19 protein-coding genes are annotated in these 17,332 nt (G+C 67.8%); 8 read left to right on the forward strand and 11 right to left on the reverse strand.

The features are described 5' to 3' along the window. Nucleotides 1-97 precede the first annotated feature (97 nt). Nucleotides 98-355: a hypothetical protein gene (locus tag BV210_RS04330; RefSeq protein WP_077205456.1), complete on the forward strand. Its 258-nt coding sequence runs from the start codon at nucleotides 98-100 to the stop codon at nucleotides 353-355. A 92-nt stretch (nucleotides 356-447) separates the two neighbouring features. Further along, complete coding sequence (locus BV210_RS04335; protein WP_077205457.1) at nucleotides 448-1,965, forward strand: aldehyde dehydrogenase family protein; 1,518 nt, start codon at nucleotides 448-450, stop codon at nucleotides 1,963-1,965. Between the two features lie 19 nt (nucleotides 1,966-1,984). On the opposite strand, the gene BV210_RS04340 is transcribed toward BV210_RS04335, so the two are convergent. The 7 genes from BV210_RS04340 to BV210_RS04370 form a co-directional block, all read right to left on the reverse strand. Next, a complete protein-coding gene (locus BV210_RS04340; protein WP_077205458.1) occupies nucleotides 1,985-2,392 on the reverse strand; it encodes a zinc ribbon domain-containing protein in 408 nt (135 codons plus the stop codon). Between the two features lie 96 nt (nucleotides 2,393-2,488). Then, nucleotides 2,489-3,178, reverse strand: a complete 690-nt coding sequence (locus BV210_RS04345) for a type I 3-dehydroquinate dehydratase (protein ID WP_077205459.1) — start codon at nucleotides 3,176-3,178, stop codon at nucleotides 2,489-2,491. A gap of 89 nt (nucleotides 3,179-3,267) precedes the next feature. After that, the gene (locus tag BV210_RS04350) at nucleotides 3,268-4,233 is read right to left on the reverse strand and encodes a calcium/sodium antiporter (protein WP_077205460.1); all 966 of its coding nucleotides are present in this window, start codon (nucleotides 4,231-4,233) and stop codon (nucleotides 3,268-3,270) included. A gap of 72 nt (nucleotides 4,234-4,305) precedes the next feature. After that, on the reverse strand, nucleotides 4,306-5,352 hold the full coding sequence (locus tag BV210_RS04355; RefSeq protein ID WP_077205461.1) for a site-specific DNA-methyltransferase: 1,047 nt from the start codon (nucleotides 5,350-5,352) through the stop codon (nucleotides 4,306-4,308). A 32-nt stretch (nucleotides 5,353-5,384) separates the two neighbouring features. Next, nucleotides 5,385-5,789 carry a hypothetical protein gene (locus BV210_RS04360; protein ID WP_077205462.1) on the reverse strand — a complete coding sequence of 135 codons (405 nt, stop codon included), beginning with the start codon at nucleotides 5,787-5,789 and terminating at the stop codon, nucleotides 5,385-5,387. Nucleotides 5,790-5,890: 101 nt separating this feature from the next. After that, nucleotides 5,891-6,862 (reverse strand): transcription initiation factor IIB family protein, encoded by a 972-nt coding sequence (locus tag BV210_RS04365; RefSeq protein ID WP_077205463.1) that lies wholly within the window; start codon nucleotides 6,860-6,862, stop codon nucleotides 5,891-5,893. A 230-nt stretch (nucleotides 6,863-7,092) separates the two neighbouring features. Further along, on the reverse strand, nucleotides 7,093-8,406 hold the full coding sequence (locus BV210_RS04370) for a condensation domain-containing protein (protein ID WP_077205464.1): 1,314 nt from the start codon (nucleotides 8,404-8,406) through the stop codon (nucleotides 7,093-7,095). A 148-nt stretch (nucleotides 8,407-8,554) separates the two neighbouring features. Between BV210_RS04370 and yjjX the strand changes: the two genes are divergently transcribed. Further along, nucleotides 8,555-9,061: an inosine/xanthosine triphosphatase gene (gene yjjX / locus BV210_RS04375; protein WP_077205465.1), complete on the forward strand. Its 507-nt coding sequence runs from the start codon at nucleotides 8,555-8,557 to the stop codon at nucleotides 9,059-9,061. Here the strand turns inward: yjjX and BV210_RS04380 are convergent. Continuing rightward, the gene (locus tag BV210_RS04380; RefSeq protein WP_077205466.1) at nucleotides 9,058-10,920 is read right to left on the reverse strand and encodes a flippase-like domain-containing protein; all 1,863 of its coding nucleotides are present in this window, start codon (nucleotides 10,918-10,920) and stop codon (nucleotides 9,058-9,060) included. The genes yjjX and BV210_RS04380 overlap by 4 nt on opposite strands. Nucleotides 10,921-11,123: 203 nt before the next feature. On the opposite strand from BV210_RS04380, the gene BV210_RS04385 reads away from it, so the two are divergent. Further along, the gene (locus tag BV210_RS04385; RefSeq protein ID WP_077205467.1) at nucleotides 11,124-11,309 is read left to right on the forward strand and encodes a hypothetical protein; all 186 of its coding nucleotides are present in this window, start codon (nucleotides 11,124-11,126) and stop codon (nucleotides 11,307-11,309) included. 20 nt (nucleotides 11,310-11,329) lie between these two features. Here BV210_RS04385 and BV210_RS04390 read toward each other — a convergent pair whose 3' ends face one another. Next, the gene (locus tag BV210_RS04390; protein ID WP_077205468.1) at nucleotides 11,330-13,051 is read right to left on the reverse strand and encodes a radical SAM protein; all 1,722 of its coding nucleotides are present in this window, start codon (nucleotides 13,049-13,051) and stop codon (nucleotides 11,330-11,332) included. 112 nt (nucleotides 13,052-13,163) lie between these two features. On the opposite strand from BV210_RS04390, the gene BV210_RS04395 reads away from it, so the two are divergent. Beyond that, the gene (locus tag BV210_RS04395) at nucleotides 13,164-13,991 is read left to right on the forward strand and encodes a hypothetical protein (protein WP_077205469.1); all 828 of its coding nucleotides are present in this window, start codon (nucleotides 13,164-13,166) and stop codon (nucleotides 13,989-13,991) included. Between the two features lie 85 nt (nucleotides 13,992-14,076). Then, a complete protein-coding gene (locus tag BV210_RS20550) occupies nucleotides 14,077-14,721 on the forward strand; it encodes a MaoC/PaaZ C-terminal domain-containing protein (RefSeq protein WP_084802556.1) in 645 nt (214 codons plus the stop codon). Here the strand turns inward: BV210_RS20550 and BV210_RS04410 are convergent. Continuing rightward, nucleotides 14,712-15,503 carry a DUF429 domain-containing protein gene (locus BV210_RS04410; RefSeq protein ID WP_077205470.1) on the reverse strand — a complete coding sequence of 264 codons (792 nt, stop codon included), beginning with the start codon at nucleotides 15,501-15,503 and terminating at the stop codon, nucleotides 14,712-14,714. The genes BV210_RS20550 and BV210_RS04410 overlap by 10 nt on opposite strands. 69 nt (nucleotides 15,504-15,572) lie before the next feature. Between BV210_RS04410 and BV210_RS20175 the strand changes: the two genes are divergently transcribed. After that, nucleotides 15,573-15,731, forward strand: coding sequence for a hypothetical protein (locus BV210_RS20175; protein WP_172824872.1), 159 nt, complete (start codon nucleotides 15,573-15,575; stop codon nucleotides 15,729-15,731). Then, a complete protein-coding gene (locus tag BV210_RS04415; protein ID WP_077205471.1) occupies nucleotides 15,728-16,198 on the forward strand; it encodes an Hsp20/alpha crystallin family protein in 471 nt (156 codons plus the stop codon). The genes BV210_RS20175 and BV210_RS04415 overlap by 4 nt, the downstream gene beginning before the upstream one ends. On the opposite strand, the gene BV210_RS04420 is transcribed toward BV210_RS04415, so the two are convergent. Further along, nucleotides 16,199-17,326 (reverse strand): FAD-binding oxidoreductase, encoded by a 1,128-nt coding sequence (locus BV210_RS04420; protein ID WP_077205472.1) that lies wholly within the window; start codon nucleotides 17,324-17,326, stop codon nucleotides 16,199-16,201. Nucleotides 17,327-17,332 lie beyond the last annotated feature (6 nt).

Below are 17,332 nucleotides of genomic sequence, written 5' to 3' on the forward strand. Positions count from 1 at the left end.
AGTGTCCATCGTCGTCCGACCGCACGCATTCAACCGGTGACGATCCGGCCGGCGCGGTGCAGGTATCGCTTTCCCCGGTGCCGGCGAACGAACAGATATGAACCGCGAAGTGACGCTCTCCCACCTCGACGAGGTTCTCGAAGCGTTCGACTACCCGGTTTCCCACGAAACCGTCGTGTCCGAGGGGCAGGACGTAACCTTACTGCTCGCCGACGGTACCGAGACGCTCGGGGGCGTGATCGAAGCTTCCGACGACGAGCGCTTCGAGTCCACCGACGAACTCTCGAACGAAGTGATGAACCTCCTCCCCCGGCACGCCGTCGGCGAACCCTACCAGTCCGAGGGCGAGGGGTGACGGCGCCGACCGGCATCGCCCTCACGCCGCACGTAACCAACAAAGTTTCCGCCACCACGGTGTTTTTGGGTTCGCGTAACGACTAGTGATTGATGGCACAGACACCCCAGACCGAGCGATCCGAGCCGGAGCTATCAGCAGATGCGGACTGGAACTGCCTGTTCGTCGACGGAACCTGGCACGGGCCGGGCGACCGCGACACCATCTCGGTGGAGGACCCCTCCACACGCGAGGAGTGGACGAAAGTACCGGCCGGGACCGTCGAGGACGTGGACGAAGCCTACGCAGCGGCGACCCGCGCCCAGGAGCGCTGGGCGGAGAAGGGACCGGACCAGCGGGCCGAGGTCGTCCAGACCGTCTACGCGCTGATCGACGAGTACGAAGACGAACTCACCGAGTTGCTCGTCGCCGAATCGGGCAGCGCCGGGCTCAAGAGCAACGTCGAACTCCAGACCGCGGCCGGCGACGTCGCGGAAGCGGCGACCTACCCCTCGCGGGCCGGCGGCGACATTCGTGAGTCGACCATCCAGGGCAAGGAGAACCTCGTCAAGCGTGAGCCGGCGGGCGTCGTCGCCGTCATCCCGCCGTGGAACTTCCCGTTCCACCTGTCGATCCGCGCGGTCGCACCCGCGGTCGCACTGGGCAACGGCGTCGTGATCAAACCGGCCTCGGACACGCCCGTGACGAGCGGGCTCGCTATCGCGAAGCTGTTCGAGCTAGCCGGCGCGCCGCCCGGACTGGTCAACTGCGTCCCCGGGAAGGGCTCGGAGATCGGCGACCGGGTGGCCGGCCACCCCGACGTGGACGTGGTCGCGTTCACCGGCTCCACCGAGGTCGGCCGCCACGTCGCCAAACAGGCCGTCGACTCGCTTGCCTTCCCCGCGATGGAACTGGGTGGGAACGGCCCCAACGTGGTCCTCGAAGATGCGGATCTGGACAACGCGCTCTCTGGCAGCGCCTTCGGTACGTTCTCCCACCAGGGCCAGGTCTGTATCTCGATCAACCGCCACCTCGTCCACGAGTCTATCTACGACGAGTTCGTCGCGGGGATGGTCGAGAAAGCCGAGATGATCCCGACGGGCAACGCCCACGACGGATCGACCATCGTCGGCCCGATCATCAACGAGAGCCAGCGCGACCAGATCCTCGAGTTCGTCGAGGAGACCGTCGAGCAGGGCGCGACCCTCGAAACGGGCGGCGAGACGGTCGAACTCGACGGCACCGAGGACTCGCTGGTCGTCCAGCCGACGGTGCTGTCGGACGTGACGAACGACATGACCGCGGCCTGTAACGAGCACTTCGGTCCGGTCGCGCCCATCGTCCCCTTCTCGGACGACGAAGAGGCCATCGAACTGGCCAACGACACCGAGTACGGGCTGGCGGCCTCGGTCTGGTCCGGCGACCGCAACCGTGCCGAGGACGTGGCCGACGCCATCGACGCGGGGATGGTCCACATCAACGATCAGCCGATCAACGAGGAGCCAAACGTCCCCTTCGGCGGGATGAAATCCTCCGGCATCGGTCGGTTCCACGGCGACGCGATCATGCGCGAGTTGACCGAGACGAAGTGGATCTCGGTCCAGCGCGAGCAGCGCCAGTTCCCGATGTGAAAGTTGCCGCGTCCGGCGATCAGTTTTCGTCCCCGGCGTCGAGGTCCGTCGTACACCAGTGACAGAACTCCAGGTCGGGGTCGACGTCCCGTCCGCAGTTGGGACACTGCGTCCCCTCGGCGACGCGCTCGTGGGCCTCGTTGTTCCGGGAGGCGAGCACGTAGGCGTCGACCATGTTCATGCCCGTGACGGCCGAGAGGGCGATCACCGCGTCCAGCGGCATCGCGCGGGACATCTGCATCAGTGACTCGACGGTCAGCGTCGCCGGGTAGACGCTGTCGGGGATCATGAGCGACCCGGTCAGAACGATGAGGCCGAACCACAGCAACGCACGCGCCCACTCCCGCAGGTAGACGTGCCCGAGTCCGGGATAGACGAGTCCCAGCACGGCGGCGAGTAGCGGCCGCTTGCGTGCGCTTGCTACCACTGTTCCGGATTTCTGTGACGGGCGGTTGTTAAGCTTCCGCCTTCGAAAAACGGTGCGCTCGGACCGTATCCGGCAGTTCGTCGGCGCTACGGCCGATCACTCCTCGGTCGACTCGGAACGCAACTCGGAGACGAGTCGGCGCAGCGTCGCGAGGTCGTACTGCCCGGGTGCGGTCGCGTCGGCCGGGTCGACGGGTGCGTAGCCGATCTTCGAACCGTAGAGGGGCGCGACGGCCCGGGAGTGACGGCCGGGTTCGCCCATCGCCATCGTCGCGACGCGGTCGCCGCCGGCGACCGATGCGCGGGTCGCGGCCAGCAGTTCGAGCACGTCGTCGGGCGAGTGGGCGGTCACTGCCAGTTTCCCCACGTCGCCGTACTCGCAGGCCCGGTCGAGCAACTGCCGCAACTTCGGCGGTTCGGGGGTCTTGGCGAAGTCGTGGGTGGAGACGATCGCGGACGCGCCGTGGTCGCGTGCGTGGTCGATCACGCCCTCGCCGTCGCCCTCCGAGGCGGTCTGCAGTTCCACGTCGACGGCCTCGACCGTCGGGTGTTCGGCGGCGGTCCGGAGCGCGTCCAGGCGGGCGTCGTCGGCGTCGGCCTCGCCGCCCTCGAAGTCGGCCCGATTGGTCGCGATCAGCGGCAACTCCCCGTCGTAATCGTCGAGTGCGGCGAGCGGGTCGTCGGCCAGATCCATCCGGAACTCGACGGCGTCGGCGGCATCGCGGGCGGCCGGCTCGTCCCCGAGGTCCGCCGTGGCCGCCGCCAGCACGAACGACTCGAAGTCCATACCTCCGGTCAGTCCGAGTCCGGACAAAAAGGTATCCAATCGCCGGCAGGTGATCGAACCGCTCTGTGATCGCTCGGCTGCCCGCCGACTCAGGTGATGGCGAACAGATTTACCAGAAAGAGCAGGTACAACAGCACCAGCGTCGCCCCTTCCCAGCGGGTGACCTGTCGATCCTGCGTTACGAACAGGTACAGCACGGTCGCCAGTGCCATCGCCGGCAGCCCGTAGCTGCGAATCGTGGACGGGACCGTGAGCGGGCCGACCAGCGACGCGACGCCGGTGACGCCGAAGGCGTTGACGACGTTCGAGCCGAGGATCGCCCCGACGGCGACCGCGGTGTCGCCCCGTCGGGCAGCCATCGTGCTGACGGTCAGTTCCGGCAGGACCGTCCCGATCGAGAGTGCGGTGACGGCGATCACGGCGGGTTCGACCGCCAGCGCTTCCGACAGGGCGACGACGGAATCGACCAGTACCGACGCCGAGCCGACGACCAGCACGAGGCTCCCGGCGAAGGCCGCGTAGGTCACCACGCCGATCGGCGACTCCTCGATGTCGGATTCGACCTCTTCGACCTCCTCGACGATCTCGGGGACGGAGACGTCACGCTCGGCGATCGTGAAGTGGATGTACACCGCGAGCGCCCCGAGCGCGAGGACGCCCTCGATCCGGGAAAAGGGGCTCGACCAGACGGCGAGCACGAGGAAGGCGGCCGAGGCCGCGAACAGCGGGAGATCCACCTGCATCAGGTCGCGCTCGACGCGCAGATCACGGCCGACGACCGCGGTGATGCCGAGCACGAGGAAGACGTTCGAGACGTTCGACCCGACGACGTTGCCGACGACGATCCCCGGTTCGTCCCGCAACACCGCGAGGACGGCCGCGACGAGTTCCGGCAGCGAGGTCCCGACTGCCACGACGGTCATCCCGATGACGAACGGCGAGAGCCCGAGCGCCAGACCGATCTTCTGTGCGGCGTCCGTGAACACGTCGGCTGACCACAGCAGTACCGCAAGTCCACCGACGAACATCGCCAGCGCGACCGACAGACTCGCCATAGGCTGAATTCAGCGTTCGACCGGAAAAGCCCCGACCTCCCGGCAACGCTGACGGGTCATCCTCGGTGCGGGTCAGTACGGTTCGTGCATCGCTCGATAGCGGTGGCCTTCGGCCGTCCCAGTCCGCGCCACGTCGGCGACGGTGTAGAGCTGAATTCGGCGTTCGTTCTTCGTCGTCACCGGGAACTCGTAGTTCTCTGCCTCGTACCCCGGTGGGTCACCCTCGGCGCGGCGTCGCTCGACGAACTCGCGGTGGGCGTCGAGTCGGTCGGCGACGAGTCGCTCCGAGAGGTCGGGGACCCGCTCGACACTCTCGCCGATGGCCTCGGCGAAGGCCGGATCGAGTTCGTAGCCCACGGAGTCCCGGCCGGCGACCATCGCGGCGACGGTCGTGGTTCCCGTTCCGAGGAACGGGTCGAGAACGGTGTCCCCGTAGGTCGAGAACATCCGGATCAGGCGGAGCGGAATCTCCAGGGGGTAGGCGGCCGACCGCTCGCGCGCGCCGTCTCCGGCGGCGAGCCGCTGGTCTTCCCCGAGAATCTCCCAGGTATCCGAGAACCACTCGTTGCGCTCTTCCCAGAAGAAGGCGCTCTCGTACCTGTCGTCGTCGCCGGGGGGAAACTCCCTGAGGTCGCCGTTCCGGAACAGGAGGAGGTGTTCGTGTTCCAGCGTGGGGTACGCGTTGGGGGGGAGGGTGCCCGAACCCATGAACTTGCTCGGGCTGTTGGTGGGTTTGCGCCAGAGAATCTCCGGCAGACAGGAGAAGCCCCGGTCGCGCATGCGGGCGACGATCTCGGTGTGGTTGGGCCAGAGCTGAAACTCGCCGTCCACGGTGCGAGTGGCGTCACCGACGTTGATGCAGGCGATCCCGCCCGGTGCGAGCACGCGTTCGAGTTCGGCCCAGACGGCATCGAGGGCGTCGTGCATCGACCGGAAGGCGCGGTCGCCGTCGCCTGCGGCGAGCGCTTCGCCGACCGCGGGGTCGAGATCCGAAAAGAGGTCGTCCCACTGCTCGACCAGCGGGTAGGGAGGTGAAGTCACGACGAGGTCGACAGCGTCGTCGTCGACGGCAGACAGCGTGCGCGCGTCGTCGAGGACGACCCTGTGCTCGGTCTCCATGCGGGAGGCCACGACCGGCCCCCTTTTCTAGCTCACGGAGACGGCGCGTCCGAATCCTCCATCTTCGACGCCATGTGCTCGAAGACCGCTAGGTGTTCCGCCTGCGGACTGAACAGGATTATCTCCGAGTCCTCCTCGACCGAGACGCTGTGACCTGGCGGCCAGTAGAAGAGATCGCCCGCTCGGTCTACTTCCTCCGTGTCGTCCGAGTACCGGACGTCGATCGCCCCGTCGAGTACGTATCCCCAGTGGGGGACCTGACAGGTGTCGTCCGGGAGCCCCTCGAGCAGCGGCGCGATGTCGGTCCCGGCCGAGAACTGCATTCGCTCCGCACTGAACCCGGTGAAGTCGGTCGCGTCCCCGAAGTCCCGTTGCTGCTGGACGGTCGCCGCAGGAGTATCCATCACGGTCGGCATGTCGGCCGCTGGTTCGTGCATTCGTCGTCACCACTGCTACCGTACAGCACGACAAAGGATAAAGCGATACAGCCACTGACCGGCCCTTGAGTACGGGTTTCGTACCGAGTGCGAACGGGAAGTCAGGCCATCGGGAGGTCCTGCTCGGCCTCCAGCAGTTCGTGGTAGCGGTTACGGATGGTGACCTCGGAGATGTCCGCGACCTCGCTCACGGCGGCCTGCGTGGTCTTCTCGTTGGTCAGCAGGGCAGCCGCGTAGACGGCTGCGGCGGCGAGTCCGACCGGGGACTTCCCGGAGTGGACGCCCTGTTCCTTGGCGTTCTGGAGGAGCTGGCGGGCGCGGTGTTCGGCCTCGTCGGAGAGTTCGAGCGACGAGGCGAAGCGGGGCACGTAGCTCTCGGGGTCGGCGGGCTTGACTTCCAGCCCGAGTTCGCGCACGACGTAGCGGTAGGTGCGAGCGATCTCGCTCTTCTCGACCCGCGAAACGTCGGTGATCTCGTCGAGACTGCGCGGGACGCCGGCCTGTCGGGCCGCGGCGTAGACCGAGGCCGTCGAGACGCCCTCGATGGAACGGCCGGGCAGGAGGTCCTCGTCGAGTGCCCGACGGTAGATGACCGACGCCGTTTCGCGGACGTTCTCGGGGAGGCCGAGCGCGGAGGCCATGCGGTCGATCTCGCCGAGTGCCTGCTTGAGGTTGCGCTCCTTGGAGTCCCGGGTCCGGAACCGCTCGTTCCACTTCCGGAGGCGCTGCATCTTCTGGCGCTGGCGGCTGCCCAGCGAGTTACCGTAGGCGTCCTTGTCGCGCCAGTCGATGTTGGTCGAGAGCCCCTTGTCGTGCATCATGTTCGTGGTCGGGGCTCCGACACGGGATTTCTCGTCCTTCTCGCTGGCGTCGAACGCGCGCCACTCCGGCCCGCGGTCGATCTCGTCTTCTTCGACGACCAGTCCGCAGTCTTCACAGACCGTCTCACCGTGTTCGTTGTCCATGACGAGGTGCCCACCGCACTCCGGGCAGTCTACTTCTTCTTCCTCGTCGGTCTCCTCTGCTGTCTTCTCGTCGGTCGTGCGCGTTCGCGCTCTCGTGTTCTCGCTCATTGGTCGGAAGGCGAATGCTATCCGGGCAGGTTATGACCTGAAAATTCCCGGACAGTCGTGGGTAGCGAATACATTACGACGAAACTTATTTAAACATTTCGATGGCGTGTGCTATCCCCCGGGTAAAGCAGTCTACGTGTCTAATCTCGGCCGGTTACCTAGGGTATTAATACGTTGGTACGGTGTGACATCCCTGGCACGACAGCGAGAAACTGTATCGGCCGTGGGGCTCACTCGATAGCCTGCTCGACGTGGTCGACGACGTAGTCGGCGAACTCCTCGCCGGCCTGCTGGCTGAACTGGCTGCGCAGGTACCGGAAGGAGAGGTTGACCTCGCCCTGGAATGTGGCGACGCCGATAGCGACCGGCGTCCCCCGCCAGGCCGGGGGAGAGAACCACGGCCGTTCCTCGGCGTCCGGTTCCAGCGAGGGCATCGCGGGAATCCGCCCGAGGTTCGACAGCATCGCGGTGTCGAGCAGGCGGCGACCGGGGCCACGGAGCAGACGGGGAAGCTGGCGTTTCAGCTCCACCGGCGTCCCCGGCGGCAACATCTCCAGCATCTTGTAGAGTGCGGCCGCCCGGTCGCGCTCGGTGAGCTCCTCGGTCTGCTCGCCGATCTCCCGGGCCGCCGTCATGTGGTCGGTCCGGTCGCGTGAGCGGGTCTCGACGCTCTCGAACATCGAGTACATCCCCGCCACCTGGTAGAACCAGTCGTCGGGTCGGAGGTTGACCGGCATCATGACGCTGATCTTCCGCGCCGATTTGCCGTGGTCCGCGTTCCACTCCTCGATGGCCATGTGCAGGGCCGCCTGCAACACGTCGTTGACGGACACGCCGTCGGGTCGGTCGCCGATCAGCCGCGCCGTCAGGTCGGCGTCGAGTTTCCGCCGGGAGAACCGCCAGCCGTCCTCGTCGGTGCCTCCGACTTTCGCGATGCGGGTCGGCGAGTCGACCACGTTCTGGAGGTGTCGCGTCGCCGAATCGACCACGTTCAGCCCGTCGTCCAGCGACTTGGGCCGCAGGTCGTCGAGCATCGTTCTGGACTCCTGAAAGCTCACTGAGTCCTGCATCGGCTCGTCACCGCGGTAGGCCTCACAGATGGCCTGTGCGATGCGCAGCGTTCCGACCCCGTCTGCGGCGACGTGGTTCATGCTCACGAGCAACCGGTCGCCGCCGTCGATCCCTGCCCCTCGAACGACCAGGAGTCGGAACGGCGGCTGCTCGGTGAGGTCGAACCGCCGGTAGTAGAGCTGGTTCTGGATCTCCTCCAAGTCCCGGCCTTCGCCGTTTATCTCGCCGACCTCGACCGCGTACTCGTCGTCGGGAATCGACCACTCGAAGCGGGTATCGGAGAGGTCGCTCGGCCGCTTTCGCGCCCCGGCGATCGGATGGACCGCACAGGCCGTCGCCGCGGCCTCGCCGAGTCTATCCACGTCCACCGTGACCGTCGTCTCCAGTTCCGCCTGGATGTTCCAGGGCTGGAACTCGTGTTCGATGTGATGGACCGACTCCTCGATCATCGAGAACGGCACTGTCGTGCTCACCGGTTCTCACCCCGTTTCTGACCCCACATATCTGAGTCACGTTCGTGACTACACATAAATTCACGACAATCGGCCCGGTTTTTGGGTGCGGAGTGGTCGAGCGCCCGCTCACGCAATTCATTAGGTCACCCCACCCCGAGCGGGAGGCATGCGCGTCGCAGTCGGCAGCGAGAATCCGGTGAAGGTGGCCGCGACCGAGCGGGCGCTCCCCGACGCCTCCGCCGAACCCGTCGACGTGGCGTCGGGCGTCCCCGAACAGCCCTGCGGGCGCGACCAGACGATCACCGGCGCGCGGAACCGCGCCGCGGCCGCACTGGAAGCGACGGGGGCGGAGCTTGGGGTCGGCATCGAGGGCGGCGTCGCACACGTCGAGGCCACCGAGGGGCTCTTCCTGATCATGTGGGCCGCCGTCACCGACGGAGATCGGTGGGGTGTCGGCGGCGGTCCGAGCCTCCGACTGCCCGCACCTGTCGCGGCCCGCGTCGAGGACGGCGACGAACTCGGGCCGGTGATGGACGACCTGCTCGACACCGAGAACGTGGCCGAGCGACAGGGTGCGGCAGGGGTGCTCACCGGCGAACGGATCGACCGCGAGTCGTCGCTGGTCCACGCCGTGGCGAGCGCGGCCGGCCCGTTCGTCACGGATCGGTACTAGGCGGCTTCGTCGCCGGTTTCGGCGGCGCTCGCGCCCGTCTCACCCTCGGTCTCGGCGACGGCGGTGGTCAGCGAGACGTTGAGCCAGGCCATCGAGACCAGTCCGCCGGCGACGGTGATCAGGTTCTTGACCGCGTGGTCGACGATAGCGATGCCGAGCGCGACCAGCGCAGTGAGTTCGGGGACCGCGGTCAGGCCGACGACGATGATGGTGAACGCCCCCTCGTACAGTCCGATCCCGCCGGGCGAGAGCGGCAGGATTTTCGCGAGGTTCCCGACGGAGACGGCGAAGAACGCGACCGCGGTCAGATACGGCGTCACCGGGATGCCGAAGGCCGCGAACACGATCAGCGCGGTCACCACGTCCAGCGTCCAGATGGCGAGGCTCCCGACACCGACCCGGAGGAAGGCCCCGCGGTCGCTGATCACCCGTTCGACGTCGCCGACGAACCGCTCGATCACGCCCGCGACGTACTCGGCGTAGGAGTCGTTGCTGATGGCGCGGACCCCCCGCCGCACGAGGTTGGTGTCCCGGCGAGCGTTGACGACGATGACTACCACCGCGAGGATGGCGACCAGTCCGACGCCGGCCGCAACACCCATCGCGGTCTCGGCCGCTGCCGCAGGGTTCAGCGTCTCGCCGCCGATGGTGATCGTCCCCACGTCCGCGGCGATGGCCGCGACCACCTCGTCGGTCCCGCCGGTCGCCACGAGGCCGAGGAGGACGGTCCCCCCGAGTACCGTGATCGACAGCAGGTCGAACACGCGCTCGACGGCCAGCGACGCGAACCCGGTGGGGTAGGGAATCGACCGGCGAGCCTTCACGACGTAAGCCCGCACCGCGTCGCCGGCCCGCGCCGGGAACACGAGGTTGCCGGTCTGACTGATGAATATCGCCCCCGTCAGGAACCACGTGTCACCGTCGTAGTCCAGCCGCGACAGGATATCCCGGTAGCGCAGGCCGCGGAGCGGCCACGAGAGGAGATAGACCACCCCCGAGAGGGCGACCAGCGCCGGATCGGCCCCCGTGATCGCATCCAGCACCGCCGCGGGCTCCAGATAGACCAGCATCAGCGCCAGCGCGACGAATACGAGCACCGACCCGGCGGTCATGCTCACCCGCCGCGTCAGGCGGGGGCTCACCGACACCTGCCACCACGTCCGGAGTATCTGACTGCCCATTCCGAACACGTCCCGTACGAGGTCGACCTTCGAGTCGCCCTGTGGCGTCCACTCGACGGGAAACTCCGCGACGCGGTAGCCCGCTCGCTGGGCCCGGACGAGTACTTCGGTGTCCCAGAACCAGTGTTCGTCCTCCACGTCGTCCAGCAGGGAAAGCAGGGCCTCGCGGTCGAAGGCCTTGAACCCGCACTGGTGATCGAGCAGATCCGACCGCAGGAACAGGCGAACCAGCCGGTTGTACCCCTTCGAAGGGATGCCCCGCTTGGCGGGCCGGTCGGCGTCGGCCCCGGGGACCCACCGCGACCCGGTCGCCACGTCGAACTCGTCGGATCGGACGCGCTCGACCAGTTCTTCGAGGTGGCGCATGTCCGTCGCGAGGTCGGTGTCGAAGTAGACGAGCGTCTCACCCTCGCTGGCACGGAAGGCCGCTTCGAGGGCCTTCCCACGACCGAGGCGCTCGTCGCTGTGGAAGTGGCGGACGCGCTCGTCGTCGCTGGCTAGTCGCTCGGCGATCTCGGGCGTCCGGTCCGCACAGCCGTCCTCGGCGACGATCACCTCGAAGGACTCGGCTGGGAGAAAGGATTCGAGCGTCTCGAGGGTAATCTCGACCGTGTCCTCCAGTGTCTCCGCCTCGTTGTAGGCGGGGAGGACGACGCTCACCTCCCGGCTCGGACTCATTGCCCGTCCTTCCACCAGCGCGCAAAAGTACCTTCTGTTAGCCCACGGGACCGGCCCCCGATCCCGACAACCCGACCCGGCCCGAACCGCCACCGCACCTGGGCCGCCCGGGCAGGACTGCCACCGGAAAAACCGGTCCAGTCTGTTCTTTCGGAACGGGAACCGCCGTCACTTTTTCACGTCCCCGGGACGCACCCCTATACATGAACGAGGCGTTCGTTCAACTCCTGTGTCCCGACTGTGAGAAAGACTGGGAAGCGACGCCGACCGATCTCCCGGCCGCCGACGCGGAATTTTCCTGTCCGGACTGTGGAACCGAGCGCCGGACCGCCGAGTTCATGCGCACCGATCGCGATCTGGAAGTCCTCAAGGAGATGCAGACGGCCTGAGCGTCCCCTGACCGGTTCGCTCAGTCCGCACTCTCGCGACTCCCGACCGTCAGGAACCTGTCGAGATCGATCTCCGCGCTCACCTCGCCGACCGACTCGTGTGGCCGGTCGACGACGATGTCCCCTGCGGTCCGTTTCCCGATTCCCGGAATCTCGGTCAGCTCGTCCATCGAGGCGGCGTTCAGGTCGAGCGGGTAGGGCACCCCCGACACCGACCGATAACCGTGGCCCGTGACCGCCACGTCGACGGTCCGCCCGAGGTCGCGCTCGCCCGGAATCCCCACCAGCAGCGGGTAGGTTCCCAGTTGCCGGCCGAAGGTGTAGCCGTCCTCGTGGTACTCCAGATGCACGTCCGGCAGGACCGTCCCCGGCGGGGCCACCCGCTGGAGCATCGGGTTGTCGATGGTCTCCCGGACCTCGCTTTTGTACTGTTTGAACTGCTGTTTGTGGTCCTTGGCGATCTCCGCGCCGGTGTCGGCCATGTCGGTCCCCTCGAAGGCCATCACCTGCCGGATGTTGACCCGCCGGAGCATCAGCCCCTCGTCGTACACCCGCTGGAGGAACGCCTTGTTGTGCTCGAAGGTCTCCGTCCGCTCGCCCTTCAGCCCGTGGACGAGGTTGATCCCGGGCAGGAGCTTCGGGAGTCGCGGCGAGGCGTCGTCTCCGAAGTTGGGCGCTGAGTCCGGGTCACCACCGGGTCTGAAGCCCGCTTCCTCGTTGACGATCTTCACCGCCTCGAAACACTCCTCGGCGGAGACGTTGAGGTTGTTCTCCTCCTGCACGAGCGGATCGGCCGACTCGAGCCCGAACGCAGCCGTGTCGCCGGGCGTGTTGTGCTCCGCGATGATCCGGATACCCTCACGAGCCTTCTCCGGCCACTTCACGACCGTGATCGGGTTCATGTTGTCCAGATGGAGCGTATCGAGGTCGGGCGCGACCTCCCTGATGCCGCTGTAGAGGTCCCGGAGGGCGTCGGGGTTGGGTTTCTCGCCGTCGCCGCCGTAGGCGAGGATGTCGGCCTGCCGGCCGAGTCGGAAGTCGGAGACGCCGTGGTCGGACAGCGCGGCCACCTCGTCGACGACGCTCTCCGGCGGTCTGAAGTCCGGATCGCCGTACATCGGTTCCGTACAGAACGAACACCGGTAGGGACAGCCCCGAGAGGTCTCCAGTTCCGCGAGGATGTACTCGGGGTGGTTGGGGTGTTGCTCGACGACGAACGCGCCCCGTTTCGCCCAGCGAGTCTCCTCCGGAACCCCGCGATAGCGGTCCTCGAACCCCTCTAATCCATTGTGAACGAGGTCGTAGGCCGCCGCCTCCACGTCGGCCATCGCGAGGAAGTCGAAGTCCAGGTCGTCACGGGCGGTCTCGGAGGCTCCTTCGTTTGCCTCGCCGACGCCGAAGCGGACGGGGCCGCCGATCATCGAGACGCCCTCGGCGGTCCAGGCGATCTGGCGCACTTCGTCGGGTTCGGCGGGCGTCCCCCCGACGTACTTCCCGGGGACGGTCATCCCGCCGACGTAGATCAGCAGATCCGCGTCCTCCACGTCGCGCCATCGCGAGGAGTCGTCCCGGAGCGCGTCGATAGTGTGGTAGGTGATCCGCTCCTCGGGGACGCCGGCGTCGACCAGCGCCCCGGCGGTGTAGCGCGGATACGTCGAGATGTAGGGCGGCACGCCGAAGTGCGCCGGCTCGTCGACGTAGCCGTCGACGATGGTCACGTCGATCTCGGCCGGGTCGGTCATGCTCGCTCCTTGCCCGCCGACGCGTATAACGGTGTCTGACTCGCCCGATCCCGAGCTTACGATCATGGCCCGTTCCCCCACGTTCTTGGGACCGCCCCGCGTACCCTCGGCCATGCCCTCCGCGGTCTCGTGGCGGTACGACTACGGCACCGAGCCGTGGCTCCGCTGGCTCGTCCGGGCCGGCATGGCCGCCGTCTTCGGCGTCTACGCCGGGATCCTCGCGCTCGGCGTGCTCGGCGTCGTCCTCGTGTTTTTCGTCGGTAGCATGGAAGTCCGTCTGTTCGTGCTCCTCCTCGCGCTGATCGGCGGCCCCTTCTCGCTGTTGTACCTCCTGCCGATGATCACCGACGAGTCCCAGCGTAAACTCCCGTTTACCGGTCGCGAGCCGAGGATTCCCGGCCGGGAACGGGTCGCGACCGGCATCGTTGGCGGCCTGACGCTCGCGGTTGCGATGGTGATCGACGAGCGACTGGCGCTCGCGCTGTTCGCCGCCGGATTCCTCGCCGGTGTGGTCGGCGTGGTCTGCTCGACACGCGGTGAGATCGATCCCGAGACGGCCACCTACGCGGACCACTATCGCGAGCGGGACCTCTCGCGGGCCACCGACTTCAGCACACGGTGGATCGGCCCATTCGTGGTCGTCTCCCTCTCGGCGTCCGGACCCGGGAGTTTCGGGGCGGTTCCCTCGTGGATTCTCGTCCCCGCGACCGTCGCCGACGACGCGACGGCCGCACTCGACGAGATCGTCGCAAAGACCGAGGACGAAACGGACCGGGACCCGAATCCCGCGGTCAGGGCGGTCGCCGTGGCCTTCGCCGTCCTGCTGTTCGGGACCGGCGCGGCCGCCGTGACGCAACTTGGCGGGCCGGTCGGCTGGTGGGCCGCGACGATCATGGGGTTTTTCGGCGTGATCTTCCTCGCCGTCGCTCGGGAGGGATAACTGACCGCGTCCCGCAACCGACCGAATTCGACCGGCCAACGACCCGCACACATCCATACGGGACGGTCGATCCACTAGTTCGGTCATGGTGATCGACATCGCCTGCGGGATGGAGGTCGACCCCGACGATCCCGCCGCCACCGTCGAGTACGAGGGCAAGAGCTACCACTTCTGCTCGGAGGGCTGCAAGGACCACTTCGAGGCCGATCCGGCGCGGTTCGTCGAGGCCGACTTCCCCTTCCTCCAGGAGATCGAGGGGATGCGAACCACCCGGATGCCCTACGGCGGGACGCCCGGGGAGTTCCACCTCTCGGTGGCCGACGAACACGATCTGGGTGTCGGCGACGAGGTGACGCTGACTCGCCAACTGGGGGAAGACGAGGCCGACCAGTTCGCGAAGATTACGAGCGACACCAACGCACTCCACCTCAACGAGGAGTTCGCGGCCCGGACGCGCTTCGGCGGGCGCATCCTCCACGGGACGCTCGTCGCGGGCCTCATCAGCGCCGCGCTCGCCGCGTTCCCCGGGATGACGATCTACCTCGACCAGCATCTGGAGTTCGTCGCTCCCGCATCGATGGGCGACACCTACACCGCGCGGTGTACCGTCGTCGACGAACTCGCGAAGGGGCGCTACCGCGTCTCGACCCGGGTCGAGAACGGCGACGGCGACATCGTCGTTCAGGGGACCGCCACGATCCTCATCGACGAGATGCCGACTCAGACGTAGATGTGCCCCTCGGTCGAGTCCCACGACCGATCCGGCTCGAAGTCGGCCTCGCGGGCGCGGTAGGTCGCGAGCGCCGCGACCACCGCGTCAAGTGCGTCCCCGCCAGCGTCGTCGATCAACTCGGCCCGGACCCCCTGCGAGAAGACCAGCGGCGTCTCGGCTTCCAGTCCCTCGACGATGGTCCGCCGCCGGTCGCGAGCGGGTTCGCCGCCGTCCTTGTACTCGGCGGCGGGCAGGTCGCAACTGGCCAGCGTCGCCGCGGGGTAGACCTCACAGAGGGACACCTCGCCGCCGTCCTGCATCGGACGGACGGCCACCGCGTCGGCGCGGGAAAGGGGCGCGAGCACGTCCCGGATCCCGTAGAAGGTCTGCTTCCAGACGTGGCTCCCGTAGGGGCAGAGCGCCCCGACGGGGCCGTCGGTCTCGCGGCGGAGGTCGGCCCGCTCGCCGTCGGTCGCCTCGCGGGCCCGTGATCGGCACTCGGCCTGAAATTCGTCGGCGTCGGTCGCGGCCGTGGCGACCCACTCGACGCTGGCGGCCCAGGTGTCGCGGTCGTGGACGGGCGCGGGCACGCCGAAGGGGAAATCGAGCCCGACGGTCTCGGCCGTCCGGAGGAATTCGGTCAGGCGGCCGAGACAGGGTGTGCGCTCGGCGACGCCGAAGCGGTCGGCGGCCGACTCGCAGGTTTCGATCCGGAGTTCGTCCCCGTCAACGGCGGCCTCGGCGATCCAGATTCCATGGCCGGCCTGGGCCGCGCCGCTGAAGTCGACGCCGTGGAGCATACCCGGGAATGGGCGCGACGGGTGCAAAAAGCCGGGGCTTTGATAGGCGCGGCGGCCCTACCGGTGGGTATGCCCAAAACGCTCGAAGTCACGTGCACGAGCGGGGACTGCGAACTCGACATGTTCGAGATGCACTACACCTACGACATGCCCGACGACGTGGGGGTCACGGACTTCTCCTGTCCCTACTGCGGCGGGACGGACTGTCTGGAGGAGATCGAACTATGATCCGCGAACTCGGTCGCTCGCTCGGCAACACGGTCATGGAGACCGTCGGCCGCGCGGCCAGTCGCGTTCAGGAGCGCCGCCCGCTCCCGGTCGACCTGCTCGAATCCGAGGACGCCTTCCTCGCGGTGTTCGACGCGCCCGGCGCGACCAGCAGCGACGTGCAGGTCCGATTCGACGACGACGCCGTCGAGGTCCGGATCGACCGCTTCCGGGACTTCTACGAGGGGTTCGAGATGCTCGTCCCCGGTCGGGGTCTCTCGCTCGACGGCCGCGTCAGCCTCCCCGAGGACGCCGCCGTGGACCCCGACGAGGCCGACGCCACCCTCCGACGCAACGGGACTCTCGAAGTCCGTATCCCCAAGGACGGTGACGAAAGCGAGATGCACGTCGAAGCGGAGTCGACCGACATCGAAGACATCGAGGAATCCACCGAGACGACCGAAGACACCGACGCACCCGAGGCCTGATTACTCGACGGTCATCCCCTCGACGACCGGGAACTGTTCGTCTCCGTCGAACCGCGTCGGGTCGAACGCGGCGATGCCGTCGTCGCCCAGAATCTCACCGGCGACCGTCCGCCCCAGCGCCGGCGCGCGCATGAACCCGTGGCCGTGCCACCCCGCCGCGACGAACAGTTCAGGTTCCACCTCGCCGACCAGCGGGTCCCGGTCCGGCGTGGCGGTACAGAGTCCGGCCCAGGCTCTGTCGAAACCGTCTGGACGGTCCACATCCGGTGCCAGCGACACGTCGATCCGCTCCAGTGCGCCCTCGACGAAGGCGTCGTCGGCCGTCCGGTCCCAGTCGTCGGGGTCGAAGTCCCGCCGTTCGACGCCGTCGCCGACGAGTACCCCGCCGTCACGCGGTCGGACGTAGAACTCCCCCGACGCGTCGTACAGCGTCGGCAGGCCCTCGCCCCCGGGGATCGGCTCGGTCACCAGCGCCTGCACCCGGTAGGCCTTGATCGGCACGGCGACGCCGGCCTCGGCCAGCAACGGTCGGGCGTGTGCGCCGGCTGCGACCAGCACCGCGTCGAAATCAACCGTTCCATCGGAGGTCACGACCGCGGGATCGCTCGTCACACCGACCTCGGTGTCGGTCCGGATCGTCGCGCCAGCGTCCGCGGCACGCTCTGCAACGACTGCGGCGTACTCGGCCGGGTCGGCACAGGCCGCGTCCCACGCCACGGCCGCCACGGCCACGTCGTCGGTCGCCAGTGTCGGAAACTCCGCTCGCAGGTCGGCGGCGTCGAGCAGGTCCACGTTCCGGCCACGCTCGCGCATCCGGGGAACCTGCTCGCGGATGGCCTCCGCTTTCCGCTCGTCGCCGTCGCGGGCGAGCCAGACGTAGGGGCGCTCGCGGAAGGAAAATCGGGTCTCGGCCGCGAGTTCGCGGAAGCGGTTCATCGCCCGCGCGGCGACGGCCGCGTCGGTCCGGCCGGCGAAGGCGTCGTAGCAGATCCCGGCCGCGCGGCCAGTGCTCTCGCTCGCGATATCGCCGCGCTCGAACAGCGTCACGTCAGCGCCGCGGGCGGCGAGTTCGCGGGCGGCGGTCACACCCACCGCGCCGCCGCCGACGACGGCTACCGAGTCGGTCATTACAGA

This window comes from Halorientalis sp. IM1011 (assembly GCF_001989615.1).
Taxonomy (GTDB): Archaea; Halobacteriota; Halobacteria; order Halobacteriales; family Haloarculaceae; genus Halorientalis.